Source organism: Yaniella halotolerans DSM 15476 (assembly GCF_000420805.1).
GTDB classification, from domain to species: Bacteria; Actinomycetota; Actinomycetes; order Actinomycetales; family Micrococcaceae; genus Yaniella; species Yaniella halotolerans.
In genome coordinates, this window is record NZ_ATVQ01000003.1 from 279167 (window position 1) to 296376 (window position 17210).

12 protein-coding genes are annotated in these 17210 nt (G+C 55.3%); 8 read left to right on the top strand and 4 right to left on the bottom strand.

From position 1 onward, the window contains the following. Positions 1-63 precede the first annotated feature (63 nt). Positions 64-492, top strand: coding sequence for an HIT family protein (locus G583_RS0111155; protein WP_022871263.1), 429 nt, complete (start codon positions 64-66; stop codon positions 490-492). Here the strand turns inward: G583_RS0111155 and hrpA are convergent. From hrpA to G583_RS16445, 4 genes are all read right to left on the bottom strand, one after another. Then, entirely contained in the window at positions 489-4568 is a 4080-nt protein-coding gene (gene hrpA, locus G583_RS0111160; protein ID WP_022871264.1) for an ATP-dependent RNA helicase HrpA, read from the bottom strand. The two genes, G583_RS0111155 and hrpA, sit on opposite strands and share 4 nt — an antisense overlap. A gap of 126 nt (positions 4569-4694) precedes the next feature. Then, positions 4695-6080: an NAD-dependent succinate-semialdehyde dehydrogenase gene (locus G583_RS0111165; protein WP_022871265.1), complete on the bottom strand. Its 1386-nt coding sequence runs from the start codon at positions 6078-6080 to the stop codon at positions 4695-4697. 163 nt (positions 6081-6243) lie between these two features. Continuing rightward, positions 6244-8145 carry an AMP-binding protein gene (locus G583_RS0111170; protein ID WP_022871266.1) on the bottom strand — a complete coding sequence of 634 codons (1902 nt, stop codon included), beginning with the start codon at positions 8143-8145 and terminating at the stop codon, positions 6244-6246. After that, positions 8138-8887 carry an IclR family transcriptional regulator gene (locus tag G583_RS16445; RefSeq protein WP_022871267.1) on the bottom strand — a complete coding sequence of 250 codons (750 nt, stop codon included), beginning with the start codon at positions 8885-8887 and terminating at the stop codon, positions 8138-8140. Before G583_RS16445 ends, G583_RS0111170 begins: the two co-directional genes overlap by 8 nt. Before the next feature lie 180 nt (positions 8888-9067). Between G583_RS16445 and G583_RS0111180 the strand changes: the two genes are divergently transcribed. The 7 genes from G583_RS0111180 (at position 9068) to G583_RS0111210 (ending at position 17186) form a co-directional block, all read left to right on the top strand. Beyond that, a complete protein-coding gene (locus G583_RS0111180; RefSeq protein WP_029629514.1) occupies positions 9068-9895 on the top strand; it encodes an ABC transporter ATP-binding protein in 828 nt (275 codons plus the stop codon). A gap of 2 nt (positions 9896-9897) precedes the next feature. Then, positions 9898-11937: an AMP-binding protein gene (locus G583_RS15765; RefSeq protein WP_084677371.1), complete on the top strand. Its 2040-nt coding sequence runs from the start codon at positions 9898-9900 to the stop codon at positions 11935-11937. Further along, positions 11934-12806: a branched-chain amino acid ABC transporter permease gene (locus tag G583_RS0111190; protein ID WP_022871270.1), complete on the top strand. Its 873-nt coding sequence runs from the start codon at positions 11934-11936 to the stop codon at positions 12804-12806. Before G583_RS15765 ends, G583_RS0111190 begins: the two co-directional genes overlap by 4 nt. 107 nt (positions 12807-12913) lie before the next feature. Then, the gene (locus G583_RS0111195; protein ID WP_245540621.1) at positions 12914-13873 is read left to right on the top strand and encodes a branched-chain amino acid ABC transporter permease; all 960 of its coding nucleotides are present in this window, start codon (positions 12914-12916) and stop codon (positions 13871-13873) included. Between the two features lie 59 nt (positions 13874-13932). Continuing rightward, complete coding sequence (locus G583_RS0111200) at positions 13933-15120, top strand: ABC transporter substrate-binding protein (protein ID WP_022871272.1); 1188 nt, start codon at positions 13933-13935, stop codon at positions 15118-15120. Then, entirely contained in the window at positions 15117-15959 is an 843-nt protein-coding gene (locus G583_RS0111205; protein WP_022871273.1) for an ABC transporter ATP-binding protein, read from the top strand. Before G583_RS0111200 ends, G583_RS0111205 begins: the two co-directional genes overlap by 4 nt. A gap of 15 nt (positions 15960-15974) precedes the next feature. Continuing rightward, entirely contained in the window at positions 15975-17186 is a 1212-nt protein-coding gene (locus G583_RS0111210) for a phenylacetate--CoA ligase family protein (RefSeq protein WP_022871274.1), read from the top strand. The last annotated feature ends 24 nt before the right edge of the window (positions 17187-17210 follow it).

Consider the following 17210-nt stretch of genomic DNA (forward strand, 5'->3'; position numbering starts at 1 on the left):
TTTGACGGCTCTGTCACTAGACTGATCCTGCAAAGGCAGATCAGCGACTCTTCAGGAGGACCCATGGCAACTATCTTCACCAAAATTCTGAACGGCGAACTCCCCGGCCGGTTTATCTGGGAGGACGACAAATGCGCGGCCTTCCTCGATATCAGCCCATTATCGTATGGACACACGCTTGTGGTGTCACGCCAAGAGATCGACATGTGGACTGATGCTCCAGAAGAGCTGAACGCACATGTGTACACCGTGGCATCCCGCATCGGCGCCGCTCAGGTGGCCTCCCTGGGGGCTGCTCGTGCTGGTTTGATCATCCAGGGCTATGAGATACCGCATATGCACCTGCACGTGTTCCCAACGAACTCGCAGGCGGACTTCGATCTGGGCAATCTGATTGAGAACCCAGACGATGAAAAAATGAAAGCCGCGGCAGCCAAGATCCGTGCTGCCCTACGCGAAGCCGGTCATGGGGCCTACGTCCCCAAAGACTAGCCCAGCGCTGCTGCGGCGGACTTGAGGGCCTGGCGCAGCCGCTTCTCACTCACGCTCGTTGCTGTGCCTAATTCTTGAGCAAACAGTGAGATCCGGAGTTCCTGGAGCTGCCAGAATATCTCGCTGATAGCACCCGGCGTCGGGACACCCGTCGGTGCCTGACGCTTCAGGTCCTCATATTCTTGTGCCAGTGTTTGTACGACCTGCATGTTGAGCCCATCGCGCTGTAGTGCGCCACCGGCATCCAACTTATCCATGCGCAGGCTGATGCCTTCCAAATATCTCGGCACATGGCGCAAATGGTCCCACCCGGTTTTCGACACAAAATCCTTACCGACTAATTGATCGTGGTGGGCGCGTAAATCTGAGGCTGCCGCAGCCAACGCTAGGGAACGAATCTTACGAATCCGACGATCCACATCGCGTGAGAGGTTGAGGATTTTGGCCACAACAGTGGTGACCTTGAACGTGGTATCGATCAGTTCTTGTTGTACCGTTTGAGCCAAGCGGCGATACGCCTGCTGTGTCATGGGCAGTTCATCCGGTAGCAAGACGTCGATGGCCGTGCGTGTGCAATCCGCGACCAGTGCGGCACTATTTGGGTAAGGGGACTGGGCGAACGCCAATTTTTCCTCGGACGACAGATGATCCAATATATAGCGTTGTGGATCCGGGAGTTCGGCCTGCAGTAACGCGATGACTCCATCACGGTGCACAGCCTGCTGTTCACCTTCAGTGCGCATAACCACCAGCGCTGCCGACGGTGACTTGCCGTTTTCGGCTTGCAATGCGGGATACCCGGTCACGTTCTGATGTGCTGATCCAGTCCAGATCGCCGTTTGCACAGTGCCTGGAATATCGCCGATACTCCAGCGTGTTAGCCCGGTTTGTGGAGTGAAGGAGGACGACTCCGGGGCGGTCATCGGGCGTTTGGGCGACGGTTTGTGCTGTTTGCGTTGGCGTGGTTGTTGGGCAGACTGCTCTTGGTGCCCCGGCAATGTCACACCCTGAGCGTTGGCGGCGTCGGTAAGCGATGCCGCCAGTGCCGTCTGATTTTGCCCAGCAAGCTCCCGTTGTAAACGTCCCAGGTTGTTATCGGTGCCGATAATGGCGCCGCGATCATCGACCACCTGGTAGGTAAAACGTAAATGGGGCGGCAGTTTTTCGATGGCCCAATCTTCGGGTTTGATGTACTGATGCTTCGTCTGGCGTAGGAACGTTCCCAGTGCGGTGTAGAAATCATCGGTTGCAGGATCCGCTGTTGCCTCGAGCGCGTCTACGGCCGCCTGGGCGGTATCCGGAGCTGGCACCAGGTGCTTGCGAATAGGTTTCGGCAGCCCACGAATGAGTGCGGTGACAAGCTCCGTGCGCAGACCTGGGATCAGCCATTCGAATCGCGCCTGGTCCACCTGATGCAATAGGGCAACCGGAATGGTGACCGTCACGCCGTCGGTGCGAGGCCCGACCGGCTGCCCATTACCAGAAGCATCGGCCCCAATGGCTGCAACCGGAGTAAATTCATAGTGCAGGGGGAGCTGCACGTCACCGGTGGCAGTGGGGTGTATGAAAACGTCGGGGAACTGGTGTACGTCGACGTCCTGGCCCGAGCTGGCTAGCAGCTGCGATGGGTCCAAGTCCAGAAGTTCTGGGTCCTGATGCCGTGCCTTTCGCCACCAAGCATCAAAATGTCGTTGCGAGACCGCATGTTCCGGGATCCGTGCGTCGTAAAATGCGAACAGCACATCCTCAGATACCAAGAGGTCACGACGACGCATTCGGGTTTCTAACTCACGGATCTCGGCTACCCGGTCCAGGTTGCGCTTGAAGAAGTGGTGGCGGGTGTTCCATTCGCCCTCGATCAGTGCGTGGCGAATGAAGAGTTCTCGAGCAAGGCTGCGATCCACATTGTAGTACCGGACTGGCCGATCGGTGACGACGGATACTCCGTAGACGGTGACCTGCTGCCGGGCCATAGCGGTACCGTTGCGACGTGACCAGTACGGGTCAGATGTATTGACCTTTGCGATAGAGCCGGCAGCGTCTTCAATCCACTCCGGCTCCACAGCCGCAACCTGACGAGCCCATAATCTGGAAGTTTCCACGAGCTCAGATGCCATGACAAAATCGTGGCGTTTCTTGAATAAACCAGAACCCGGGAACACCGCAAAGCGCGATCCTCGTGCCCCGTGATAATGCTTGCGACGTTCATCCCAGGACCCGATGTGCGACAACATGCCGGTGAGTAGCGCTTTATGCACGCCATCGTGGTGTTTGACCGCGTCAATCGTAGCGTTGGGTGACAGCTTGATACCGACTTCTCGTGCAATTTGGCGGAGTTGGCGTACAAGGTCCTGCCATTCGCGGACTCGAAGATAGTTGATGAATTCTCGGCGGCACAGTTTGCGGAACTGGTTCCCCGAGAGCTCACGCTGTTGTTCATGCAGGTAGTTCCACAAGTTCAACAGAGCGGAAAAGTCGGACTTGTCATCGGTGAAGCGGGCATGGAGTTCATCTGCGGCACCACGATGCTCTTCTGGACGTTCCCGGGGATCTTGAATAGTTAGGCCGGCGGCCAGGACCAACAGTTCTGGCACGACATCGTGCTGCTCGGATGCCAAAATCATGCGGGCCAGTCGTGGCGCCACCGGGAGTCTGGCAAGACGTCGACCCACCGGTGTGATGGTGCCGGCTTTGAACGTGCGCGTGACCCATTTGCCACCACGTCCCCGGACACGCGTAGGGTTGCCGGTGTTCAGCGCGCCCAGCTCGGTCAAGAGGGTCACCCCGTCGGTGATTTGCTTATGCTCAGGCGGCTGCAGGAACGGGAAGTCTTCCAGCTCTGCTGCAGTCATGATGATATTTGCGGAGGCCATGTGTAAAATGACCGAGGCCAGTGATGTGCGTAAGATTTCGGGATCGGTAAATTCGGGGCGCGCCTCAAAATCTTCTTCCGAGTACAACCGCATGGCAATACCCGGGCTGGTACGACCAGCACGGCCAGCACGTTGTTGGGCAGAAGCCTGCGAGATACGTTCGATAGGCAGGCGCTGGACCTTCGTACGCTGGGAGTACCGTGAGATGCGAGCTGTACCGGTATCAATCACATACTTGATACCGGGGACGGTCAAAGAGGTTTCAGCAACGTTGGTAGCTAACACGATTCTTCGCGTGTTTCCGGGGCGGAAGACGCGTTGCTGGTCCTGTAGGGAGAGTCGGCCAAATAACGGCAGGATGTCCGCCTTGGACAGGCGCGGGTGTTTGGCCAGACGTGCCCCGAGTACCTCCGCGGCATCCCGGATTTCACGTTCGCCGGGGAAAAAGATCAGTATGTCGCCGGGCTCTTCAACGCCCAGTTCCTCAACGGCATCGGCGATAGCGTCTAACGGGTCGCGTGCGTCTTCCATATCGTCAGCGTCGTCATCGGGATCGTCTTCGGGCTGTTCTTGCGCCAGCGGGCGATACCGAATCTCAACCGGGTAGGTGCGTCCCGAGACTTCAACGATGGGTGCCGGGTTGTCATTGACATCAGCAAAATGCTCGGCAAAAGATTCCGGGTCGATGGTTGCTGAAGTGATGATAACTTTGAGGTCTTCGCGTTTGCGCAACAGACGCTTCAGATAGCCCAGCAGGAAGTCGATATTGAGACTGCGCTCGTGGGCCTCATCGATGATGATGACCGAATACTGTGACAGCGTTGGATCGTGTTGTATTTCGGCCAGCAAGATACCATCGGTCATGACTTTCAGCCGGGTGTCTGACGAGGTTTCCGAGGTGAACCGTACCTGGTAGCCGACGGTGCTCCCAATATTCTGGCCCAGCTCATCGGCAACGCGTTCGGCCACCGACCGTGCCGCGATACGGCGTGGCTGAGTATGACCGATCATCCCGGTCTCAGCAAGGCCCATGGCCAAACACATTTTTGGGAGCTGCGTGGTCTTGCCCGAACCGGTTTCGCCGGCGATGATGACCACTTGGTGATTGGCCAGCTGTTCCATGATCTGATCCCGGTGTAGAGAAACCGGTAGATCATCGGGAAAGGATATGGCAGATAGGTCGACAGACGATGTGTTGGACATGATGCCAAAATTCTACGGTAGTCCGTGTTGCTTTGTGCATTCGGGAAGCTGGCGGCCAAAACTTCCGGCAGACCGGAGTCTCCGGATGCCCGTCAGCGACCATCCGGAGACCAATACCTGCATGTCCTAGCGTGGGGTGTTGAGCGTCAACAGCTGTTTATTGACGAACTCGTCCATGCCTAACGGGCCGAGCTCGCGCCCAAAACCTGAACGTTTGACACCACCAAAGGGAAGATCTTCGCCACCAACGTTGAACGCGTTGACGTGGACCATTCCGACATCGAGCTGATCAGCGACCTGCTGGGCTCGTTCTTCATCCGCGGAGAAGACTGCGCCGCCCAACCCATAAACAGAGGAGTTGGCGAGTTCGATGGCTTCATCTTCGGTAGCAACACGGTAGACCATGACAACCGGTCCAAAGAGCTCTTGTGAGAATGCCTTCGAGGAGGCAGGGATGTCCGTTAGCACGGTGGGGGCAACATAATAGCCTGGCAGGTCTGGGCGCTCGCCGCCGACCAGGACATTGGCACCTGCAGACCGGGCCTCATCAATTTGTTGCATGAGGCCGTTTGCTGCGGCTTCTGAGGACAACGGCGCATACTCATTGCGATTGGCTTCAGCCGGATCACCCGGGGTGAGTTCTGCGGCAAGCTTGGTTAATTCAGCCACGAACTCGTCGTAGATATCGTCCATGATGATCATGCGTTTATTCGAAGTACATGTTTGACCAGAGTTCGCTAGACGAGAGAACAGCGCCCGTCGAGCTGACGTTGCGACATCAGCTGAATCCAATACGATGTAGGGGTCTGATCCGCCGAGCTCCAACACGGCTTTCTTGAGATGACGACCGGCCTGCTCACCAACGGCCGAGCCTGCACGTTCTGAACCCGTGAGCGATACTCCATGGATGCGTGGGTCAGCAATGATCGTCGATGCTTGCTCATGGGTGGCAAAAACATTGATGTATGCTCCCTCGGTCACGCCAGCTTTGTGCATGTATTCTTGGATTTTTAGCGCTGTTCCAGCACAGATTTCTGCATGTTTGAGCAGGACGGTGTTGCCCAGCATGAGGTTCGGGGCCGCGAAACGGATGACCTGGTAGAACGGGAAATTCCACGGCATAATACCCAGGAGTGGTCCCAAGGGCTTCCGCCGCAAGATAGCCGTCTGACCATCAATGTTTTTTAGTGCCTGATCGGCAGTGAGTCGTTCGCCTTCTGTGGCGTAGTACCTGATGATCCGAGCGCAGTATTTGACCTCGCCGATGGCCTCGCGTGAGTTTTTGCCCATCTCCAAAGTGGCCTGGGCAGCTAATTCCACGGCGTTTTCTTCGAAGAGGTCGGCAAGTTTCTCTAAAATCTTGCCGCGGTCTGTCATAGGCATTGCGGACCAAGTTGTATATGCCGCTGCGGAATCGGACAGAGCCTGCTGAATCCCTTCGTCGGTGGCGAAGGGAAACTCCTGCAGCAGTTCGCCAGTGGCAGGGTTCTGAATACGATACGTCGTGGTCATCTGGGTCCTTAAACATCACGGTGGTTTATTCGCATTTCAATCTAAACGAACTGAGTCAAGAAATCATGGGTTCCCCGTCGTAATCGCAATGCGAAGTTGTACCAAAGGCAATGCAAAATCAGTATGAGGGGTGAGCGCGGACCAGGTAGCGCAATGTGCTTTGCTACTGTTCGGCTCGCTCCGTGATTTCTTGCCAGGGGAGAAAGGCTGCATGTGTGCTGGATGGAAGCTGGTCTGCCGTGAGGTTGCCAAGAACTGTCCGAGCATTTTTGGCTAGCCGATCTACAAAGATGATGGTTCTGGGTGCAGCTAATCCACCGAGCACGTTTTGGACGGAGTCGATGAGTTCGTCCGCGACCTCAAACATTCTTGAGGTAAAGGTGGGGGTACCGGAGACCGAGCGTTGCGGTAGCTCATTGGTGGCCGCGGAAGCCCCATCAAAGGGTTGGAGTTCTACTGCTGCGATGATGTTCTTTTTGAGGGCTGAGTTGAGAAGAACGGTCGCTTCAGCGCGGACGACAAAGGGATGATCTAGCATGACCCGTCGCACTGCATCGAGTGAGATCAGTTGTCCCGCCATGGAGGCAAGCGAATCGGATCTGCCATGGTGCAAAAGCGAGGTCTCTTTGACGGTCACCATGTCAGAAGTTGAAAAGGTATTCGGTCCGTGACGGTCGTAGTTCGGAAGATACGATTCGACGCCATCAATATCGATTGTGGTTGAAACCATGCCGGGCACAGGATAAGTCAGGACTAATTCGCCGGTTCCTGCACTGTGGCATTCTTGTCCGGCGTCATCGATGACTCGAGGACTGATTGCTGGCAATTGTGTTGTGCCACCCTGTACATGCGCTATACCGCCGATCAGGACCTGGCCCCAGGCGTCCAGGACTTCGGCGCCGAGTGTGCCGAATGTTGTTTCCATCCACGTCCGAAGCTCGGGCTCGACTGCTTCACCGGCGGTGACCACCCGAGTCAGCGAGAGATCGTGGGTCAGCGGTGGAGTATCCGGTATCCAGGATCGAATAGTCCGCATCACCGAAGGTGGGGTGACCAGAGTTTCAACTCCGTATCGGTGCATAATTTCCCAACCACGTTTTGTGCTTGGGACGTCGAGGGTGCCTTCATACAGTACGGCTTCCTGCCCGGCCAGCAGCGGACCAAGTAATCCATTCCAACTGGAAACCACCCAGGCAATATTGCCGGCACACCATAGGGGACCACTAGTCGCGACGGCTTGTTGGAATGAAGCAGCTCGGACGAGGACTCCGGCCACCGGGTGCTTGGTCAAAACAGGAATCGTATCGGATGTGGCCACCTGCATGCTGCATAGAATACTCTCGGCATTTCTGATCGAACTGATCGTTTGGTGATCAGAACCCGTCTGCTGCGCATAATTGGGCGAGGTCGTGCCTCGTCCAGACATGAGTGTGTGGTACCAGTGGTCGCCGCTAAACCACGGAACATTGATACCGGTGCGTTGGACCACGATCGTGTGCTCTACGCTGTCGGCAGCGCCCAGCGCATCGTCAGCGCGGTTTTTTAACGGGAGTACCGTTCCATGCCGCCATGCACCGTCCTGGGTTACAAATACTTTGGGTGCGATCAAGGCGAGCCGCTCGGCCAAGGCTTCACTGTGCACGGAGATGGGCACAATACTCCACTGGGCACCGAGCCCGATGCACGCTAGCAACGTGACGACGGTTTCTGGCAGCCACCCGGTGTAGAGGGCTACCGAGTCCCCAGCCCCGACTCCTAAATCACGTAGCGCACCGGTCATCAACGAGACTTCTCGTTCAAGCTCGCTATATGTCATGGTGCGGCGATCGCCGGGTTCGCCTTCCCAGTAGAAGGCGATGCGGCCCGCGGCATTTTGTTGGTGGCGGCCGAGAAGATTCCACAGGGGATCTATCGTGGCACCTGGGAACCATTCGCCATCCAGCCGGTCATCGCGGTGTCGTTTCCAGTAGACCTCCGGGGGTTGGTGCCAGTCCAGGGTGTCGACAATCGGTTTCCAAATCCTCTGCATATCCTCGGGCAAATTCGAGTGTGTAGCTTTAGCCATTACGGAGATTTCCTTTGCAGGAGACGGCGGTGCGAGTCAGGATATCAACGACTTTGCTGAGATCCACAGAAGAGGTATTGGGCGCTACGGCTGCGCTGAGGGCCGCTACCACATCGTCATCAGCATCTTTTATCAGAACCGCAACTTCTGCGGGTCGAAGCACATCGGTTGGCCCCATAAAGAGGTCCTCTGCATTAGCCCACTCTTGCCGATTTTGTTCCGCGGTAGCTGCCAGATCTGCAGATGCCTGACTCAAGATGAACTGCCAGTGTTCATCGTCGGTTCTCGAGGCAAGCAGCCGCCCAGGGGCCGATGCTAGTGCGGGCGTTGAGGTAGGTGGAGAGCGGAAGGGGCCTTGATCTCCGGCATCCACTTGGTCAAGGCAGACAAGTTCGTGACCCACCAAGATGGAAGTGCTGATAGTCGCCTGTAGCTGATCACGAAGGGCCACAACAAAGGGCGAGACAGCGTTCAACACAGGATGTTTGCTGAGGTAGTGGGTTGAGAGGCGACTAATCTCTGGGCCCAACCCATACCGCAAGGTGGTTGGATCTTGTATTGCAAAATCTGCAATAACCAGGGATCGCAACAGTCGGTGCACAGTAGGTACAGACATTCCGGATCGTTCGGCAAGATCTGTCAGATGCTGCAAGGCAGGCCCCTCAGCTAGGAGGGACAAGAGCTTTGTGGCATTACGAATCGTGCCCAAGCCGCCCCTGGGGCTCGCGTTGCGTTCAGGCATCTCCCGCCTCCAATGTAATGACAACCTTTTTCTATAGCTGCTGTTGATTTTTACATAGTGAAAGTCTATTGTCTATTCCATAGTGATCTAAGCCACATTTTGTGATTCTTGCTTCGCTACATGAAAACGCCAGGCAATGACGTTTGGACTGTGGCCGTGGCCGACTATGAGGAGAAACTAGTGCGAACACGCGCATATCAGCATTCGCTCAGTGGGAGCACCCTCCCGCCAGGGGAACCCTTACTTGAAATCTCTGATCTATCTCTGCGCTTCGGCGGTGTAAAGGCCTTGACCGATGTGAACCTTACCGTCGAAACGGGAACGATTCACTCTATTATCGGGCCGAACGGGGCGGGCAAGTCATCACTGCTCAATTGCGTCTCGGGCCTATATAAGGCAACCGCCGGGCAAATCCTGCTGCAGACATCCGGGACAAAAGATCTTGCGAAACTGCCCCCGCACAAGGTTGCGCGCCTGGGCGTGGCTCGAAGCTTTCAGAACATTGAATTATTCGATCAGCTGTCGGTCTTGGACAACATCATGCTTGGCCGGCATATCCATATCAAAAAAGACCCGTTTATGGCCATGTTTTGGTTTGGGCCGGCGAAACGACAGGAAATCCGTCAGCGCGAGCTGGTCGAAGAAGTTATTCACTTACTCAAACTGCAGCAGTACCGAAACCAGCCCGTCGGTGCACTTGCCTACGGTATCCAAAAACGTGTCGAACTGGGTAGAGCGTTGGCTATGCAACCGTCCTTGCTGTTGCTTGACGAGCCGATGGCCGGCATGAACGTCGAAGAAAAAGAAGACATGGCCCGCTATATCCTCGACATTCACGAGCTGGCGGGTCTCACTGTGGTGTTAATTGAGCACGATATGAGCGTTGTGATGGACATTTCGAACCGCGTGACGGTACTGGACTTTGGAAAAGTCATCGGAGATGGAACGCCGGAAGAAGTTATGGCGAATCCAAAAGTGATCGAAGCGTATTTGGGAGCGGGGGAGTAGGAATGAATCAGACAACGCATACTCCAGTCGCGCAGATGCAGGAGGGTGGCACCCCTAAGGCAGATATGACCATGCCGCAGCTGCTGCAAGACCTGGCTCGGAGTCGTCCCGACAGTGTGGCAATGCAAGAAAAGCGCTACGGCATCTGGCAACCGACCAGTTGGAAAGAGTATCACGAACGGGTCAGCGATTTTGCTCACGGTTTAGCTTCGCTGGGCGTGCAGCGTGGCGAAATTCTTGCTGTGCTGGGGGATAACCGACCGGAATGGCTGATTTCGGAATTGGCTGCTCAATCTCTTGGGGCGTCAGTGGTGGGGATATATCCGACCTCAATCGGGGACGAACTTCACCATATTATTGCTTCAGCAAATAGCAGGATTGTCGTGGCGGAGGATCAGGAGCAAGTTGATAAGTTGCTCCTACTTGCCGAGGGTGACCCCTCGCTGGGGATTGAACGGGTAATCTACTACGACCCCCACGGGTTAGAACAATACACCGATGAGTTATTGGTGGAATTTACCGACATTGAAGATACCGGACGGACGTGGGGTGAGAACCACCCCGGGTGGTTAGAGGAGCAGATCAGTGCAGGTGCTGCCACCGATACAGCCGTCATTTGTACGACATCTGGCACCACCTCTAAACCGAAGTTGGCGGAGCTGTCGCATCGAAATCTGCTGTCCATGGCAGAGCATTTGGCAACAGCGGATCCGATTACGTCCAAAGATCGCTATGTTTCGTTGCTGCCGTTCGCCTGGATCGGCGAGCAAATGCTGGCTGTGGCTTGTGGGCTGGCGCATGGGCTCACCGTGTCATTCCCTGAAGACGCCTCGACACAAAAAGCGGATATGCGGGAGATCGGGCCGGACTTGATGTTTGCGCCCCCACGCATCTGGGAGTCAATGCTTACTGAAGTACAGGTGAGAATTGATGAATCTGGTCCAATCAAGCGCGCATTCTTTGGGTGGGGTTACGAGGTCTCGGATCGTGTGGCAACGAAGCGGATGCAAGGCGAAGAACCCGGAGCTTGGCTCAAGATGTTAAACGTCGTCGCTAATGCCGTAGCGACGCGATCGGTCCGCGAACAACTTGGACTGACTCGTCTGAAACGGTGCTACACCGGAGGGGCCCCGCTAGGGCCGGATGTTTTTCGGTTTTTCCATGCCATCGGCGTGAACCTCAAACAGATCTATGGTCAAACCGAAATTACGGGTATCGCGGTAGTACACCGCGATAATGCAGTGAAGTTTGACACCGTCGGGGTGCCGATCGAGGAAACCGAAATCGCATTCGGTGAGCAGTCCGAGATCATGTTGCGTTCGTCTTCGGTTTTCAAAGGGTACTACCAGAACGCTGAAGCAACCGAAGAAACCATCACGGACGACGGATGGCTGTACACCGGGGACGCCGGGTATCTCGACGACGACGGTCAACTCGTAGTCATCGACAGGCTCAAGGACGTGAGAACTGCACCGGATGGCAGTCTGTACTCCAACGCCTATATCGAGAATAAACTCAAGTTCTCGCCCTATGTCGAAGAAGCTGTCGTTCTCGTCAACGAAGATGGGCCCCTAGCCCAGCCGGGCGAAAAATCCCCGCGGCTGAACGTCATCATTACGATCGACCCCACGACGGTTGGCGCCTGGGCTGAACATGAACGGCTCTCTTACTCTACGTACGCGGATCTTGCAGCCAAATCAGAAGTGTATAACCTCATCGCCATGGAAATTGCTCGAGCGAACGAAGACCTCAACGAAGGTATTCGGATCGGAAGATTCGTCCTGCTCCACAAGCAATTTGATCCTGACGATGACGAGATTACGCGTACCCGAAAGGTACGGCGCAATGTTATCGAACAGCGATACGCGCCGGTCATCGAGGCCCTTGAATCCGACGCTGATCAAGTCACGCTCACTTCGACAGTGACGTATCAAGACGGATCCGTTGTCGAACGTCCCATCCCGTTGGAGATATTCGACCTGAGCACGTTCCAGATTCCAACCGGGACAAAACAACGCAAAGTCTGGAGTGGACGACCATGACACAATTTCTTGTGCTTCTCATCTATGGGCTCTCAGAAGGCGCAATCTTAGCGTTAGCTGCTCTTGGCTTTGTCTTGATTTACAAAGCCACCGGCGTCATCAACTTTGCCCAAGGTGAGTTCCTACTTATTGGGGCGTATACCTTCTACACGGCATTTGTGATCTTCCAGCTACCGGTCGTGGTCGCCTTGCTCATCGGTGTAGTGGTGGCCGTTATCGTCGGTATGCTAGTGGAACGACTGATCCTTCGGCCGATGGTCGGACAAAGTCATATTTCCATCATCATGGTCACGATCGGGTTGGCCGCTGTGCTCAGCTCAATCGTGCAGATGTTCTTCGGAACGCAACCACGGTCGATGCCAAACGTGTTCCCAACGGCATCTGTTCCTGTCCTCGAAGGTGCTGTACCGGCGAACCGGCTCTGGGTACTTGCTGTAGCAGCAGTGGTGTTGACACTATTGACCCTGTTTTTCCAAAAATCCAAGCACGGTATCGCAATGCGTTCGGTGGCCGATGACGAACAGGCAGCTATGACCGTCGGTATTTCTGTCCGTCGCATTTTCACCATGTCATGGGGATTAGCAGCGGTCAGTGCGCTCGTCGCTGGTGTGTTACTTGCGGACCTGACCACGGTAGAAATGGGCATCGTCAACTTCGGTCTCATGGTTTTTCCTGTCGTGATCTTAGGTGGGCTGGACTCTGTTCCAGGCACCATCGTCGGTGGACTGACCATCGGCCTGATCACACAGTTCACTTCCGGGTACTTCGACCCTGGACTTGCCGAAATTGTGCCTTACATAGTTCTGGTACTCATCTTGTTGGTTCGGCCATACGGCATCTTCGGTGAGAAACGAATCGAAAGGGTTTGAGGGTTATGGCAGCTGTACAAACAGGGCGATACCACCGCTCATATAATTCAGAGTTCCGGCTCTGGAATACTACACCGCAGATTACCCGGATGGTCATACTAGCGATAGTGCTCGTTCTGATACCGCTGGTGTTTGACAACTATTGGATGGCGCTGGTCAACACCGCACTCATCGCCTCAATCGGGGCCATCGGACTCAACATTCTGGTTGGTTTCACCGGACAGATATCCCTTGGACAAGGTGGGTTCCTGGCGGTTGGTGCATTTACGTCCGCGATACTCACCGACCGGATGGGCGTGCCCGTATTCTTTTCAATCATTGGGGCGGTCTTGCTCACTGCCGCAGTGGGGATGATCTTTGGACTACCTGCGCTGAGGCTCAAAGGACTATATCTGGCCATTGCCACGCTGGCATCTCAAATGGTCATTATTTTCATAGTCCGACGCTGGGATTTTCTCACTGAAGGACAGGGCTTCGTCGATGTCATGCGACTGGAAGTCTTTGGATTCAGCATTGAGCGTGCGAACTTTGAACAACAGTGGTACATGATTTTGCTGGTCATCACGATCATTGCAGCATTTGTCGCCACCAATATCTTCCGCACTGGAGTGGGCCGGTCATTTATGGCGGTCCGTGACCAAGACATCGCAGCATCGGCCATCGGGGTCAATCTCACCCGTGCGAAGATCACCGCCTTTGGTGTCTCTAACGGTTTCGTGGGACTTGCCGGTGCGCTCATGGCTCACTACACGGAGATTATCTCCTGGGAGCGATTCACACTCGACGTATCGATTCAGTATTTGGCCATGATTATCGTCGGCGGCCTGGGCTCAGTTGCCGGCTCGATCTACGGGGCAGCTTTTATTACCTTTCTACCGGTTCTAACACGCATGCTGGCTGACGAACTTGGTGGCGTTGCCCCGACACTTCGACAGCAGCTCCCCGCGTTCGAACATGCGATCTTTGGTCTGACCATCATCGTGTTCTTGATCCTCGAACCCAAGGGACTCAACAGAATATGGGAGCGCATTAAAGAATATTTCAGGTACTGGCCATTTAGATACTAAAACGTCCAACTGCATTGCAACGATGAATCTCTCTCATCTCTACCCTGAAGGATAAAACAATGAATAACAGACGCAACGTAAAACTCTTTGGTGCACTCACCGCCGCAGCGCTGATGTTGACCGCTTGTGGCGGGGACGACGGCACTGCCGCTGACTCTGATGAACCAATCCGTATCGGTGGCATCATGGACCAGTCTGGCGCCACCGGCGACGTCGGGGCCCCATACAGTGAAGGTATGGTCGCCTATATAGACAACCTGAATGACAATGGCGGAATCAATGGTCGTACGATCGATGCCGACGTCAACGACTACGCGTACGAGATCCCTCAGGCAGAAGACCTTTATCGCAGATATGTCAATGATGGGGTTGTCGCAGTGATGGGTTGGGGAACCGGAGATACCGAAGCCCTGCGCACCAGAGTCGCCAACGACGAGTTACCGTTCATTTCCGGTTCCTTCTCTGAAGAACTCACCGATGTTGAAGAATCGCCGTATAACTTTCTGATCGCGCCAACGTACTCGGACCAGATTCGGGTTGCGCTCAATCACATTGATCAAGAATCTGATGGTGAGGCACGAGTAGCGGTGCTGCACAATGACTCGCCGTTTGGTACCTCCCCGGTTGGCGACGGTTCGGACTGGATTGAAGACCAGGGACTGGAAATTGACTACTCGTCTCACCCCATCCCGTCTGGCACCACCAACTTCACGGGCTTGTTAAATCAGGTCAGCGATGCAGATTACATCATTGTCCAAGACGTTGCTGCGCCTGCTTCCCAGCTTGCCCGGGATATCGAAAGTCAGGGGAGCGATCAGACAATTGTTTGTCTGAACTGGTGTTCCAGTGAATTGCTGGTGACCTCAGCAGGCGATGCGGCCGAAGGTCACATGATGATTCAACCGGTAGCGCCCCTGTCTGCTGAAAAACCAGGCCACGAGCAGATTGTCGAGTACCTCGAAGAAAATGGGGGCGACACCGAGCAAGTCGTCAGCTATGTCCAGGGCTGGTATGCCATGCACATTATGGCCGAGGGTATTCGTCATACCCTGGATCAAGAGCAGGACCTCACTGGCGCAAACATCCGCGAATCTCTCGAAACCATGGGCCCCATCGACACGGGCGAAGTCATTGGTGACGGCACGGTCGAATTTGATCCAGAGTCGCACCGAGGCACAGTATTCTCCGGTATTTACGTCGTCGAAGACGGAGAGATCGTTGAAGTTGAAGCGGGAGTTGAACCATGATCGCCGAGTCGTTAGCACAACCCCGACATGCTGGCGCGCCCGAATCGGATAGTCTGCTGGCAATAAACAACATCGAAGTCATCTATGACGACGTGATTCTCGTATTGCGTGGCCTGTCACTACATGTTCCCGAAGGGAAGATTGTCGCGCTGCTGGGTTCTAACGGTGCCGGAAAATCAACGACGCTGAAGGCAGCCTCCGGGCTGCTACCCAGTGAACAAGGCGAAGTCTCATCCGGTTCCATCATTTTTGGCGGTGAAGATATCACCAAGATGGACGCAGCAGAGCGAGTGAAGCGAGGGCTGAGTCTCAGTATGGAAGGGCGTCACGTCTTTCCCCATCTGACGATCGCAGAGAATTTGCAAGCCGGTGCCTACACCCAACGGCATACGGGAGAGCTGTTCGACTTTGTGTATGACTTCTTTCCCCGTCTGGCCGAGATGCGAAATCGTGTTGCCGGATTCTTATCCGGTGGTGAGCAACAAATGCTAGCGATCGGTAGAGCTTTGATGGCTCGACCCAAGCTGCTGATGCTCGATGAGCCCTCACTCGGTCTAGCACCAAAACTGGTCGAAGAGACATTCGAAACCATCGCGAGGCTGAACGCGGAGACGGGCCTCACCGTGCTGGTGGTGGAACAGAACGCCACGGTCGCCCTGGGGGTAGCCCACCACGGGTACCTCATGGAACAAGGCAAAATCATGCTGGAGGATTCTGCAGCAGCTTTAGCTGAGAACCCCGATGTCAAAGAGTTTTACCTGGGTGTTTCAACCAGTGGCGAAGGGAAGAAAAGCTACCGCGATGTTAAACACTATAAACGCCGCAAACGCTGGCTCTGAAAGAAGGTGGAGACCATGGGAAATGCATTCCGTGGGTCGGCTGCAACTGAGGACGAAGCCAGTGATGGTCTTTCAAATGTCATGCAGCATATCGCGCACGCTGATGAGTCGCTTGCCGCTCGGTTAGAAACTGCGGGACTCAGTCCGGCTGAAATCGACGACGTACGACAGCTCGATGTCGTACCGATTCAGGCGAAGGACGAACTGGTCGCCGCGCGACAAGCCGGACAACGAAATTGGACAGCCCAGCGGATTTTTCAATCACCGGGACCTATTTATGAAGTACAGCCTCCTGGAGAAGATCCCTGGCGATGGGCCGAGGCATTGCACAGCGCTGGACTACAGCCCGACGATGTAGTCATCAACTGCTTTGGTTATCATCTGTCACCAGCCGGCGCGATGTTCGATACATCGATCATCGCTGCCGGGGCAACGGTCTTGCCGGCAGGCATCGGTAGCCAGCAGCTGCAAGTGCGAGCGATTATGGATCTTGGTACTCGGGGCTACGTGGGGTTGCCTAGTTATTTGAAGGCCTTGATTGACGTCGCCGCAGAAGAAGGGCACACACCGGAAGAGTTTCCTATTCGCTATGCGTTGGTGACTGCCGAGCCGCTGCCTGACGATTTGCGCCAGACCATTCAAGAGTGGGTACCAACCGTACGTATGGCCTACGGTTCGGCCGAGGCCGGACTCATTGCCTATGAGAACGGCGCTGCAGCGGGAATGGTCGAAGGAACAGGGATCGACGTTCAGGTTTGCGATATCGCTACAGGTACCCCGGTTAGTCACGGTGAAGGAGAAGTAGTGGTGACGCTGGCGAGGAAGGAGGCACCGCTGATTCGGTTCGGCACGGGCGACCTGTCTGCCTGGCTGACCGACGATCAAGGACAGCAAGTCCGTGATGAGCACGGACGAAGACGCCTGGCTGGGGTCTTAGGACGTACCGGTGAGGCGATCAAAGTTCGGGGTATGTTCTTGCATCCACGGCAGGCTGCCAGTGCGTTGGAGGGCATCGCCGGGTTGGCGGCGTTTCGTTTTGTCATTACTCGCAGCAATCATCGTGACGAGGTTCGCTGTGAGTATGTAAGTGAGACTGGTGAAGACCTCGGCGATGTGCTCAACGAGCGTATTCGAAATGCGTTGCGTTTCAACGCAGAAGTGCAACAAGTTCAAGCAGTACCTGCGGAATCGCCTGTCCTCACAGATGAGCGCACCTGGGACACCTAACTTGGCCTACGAGCAAAGACACTT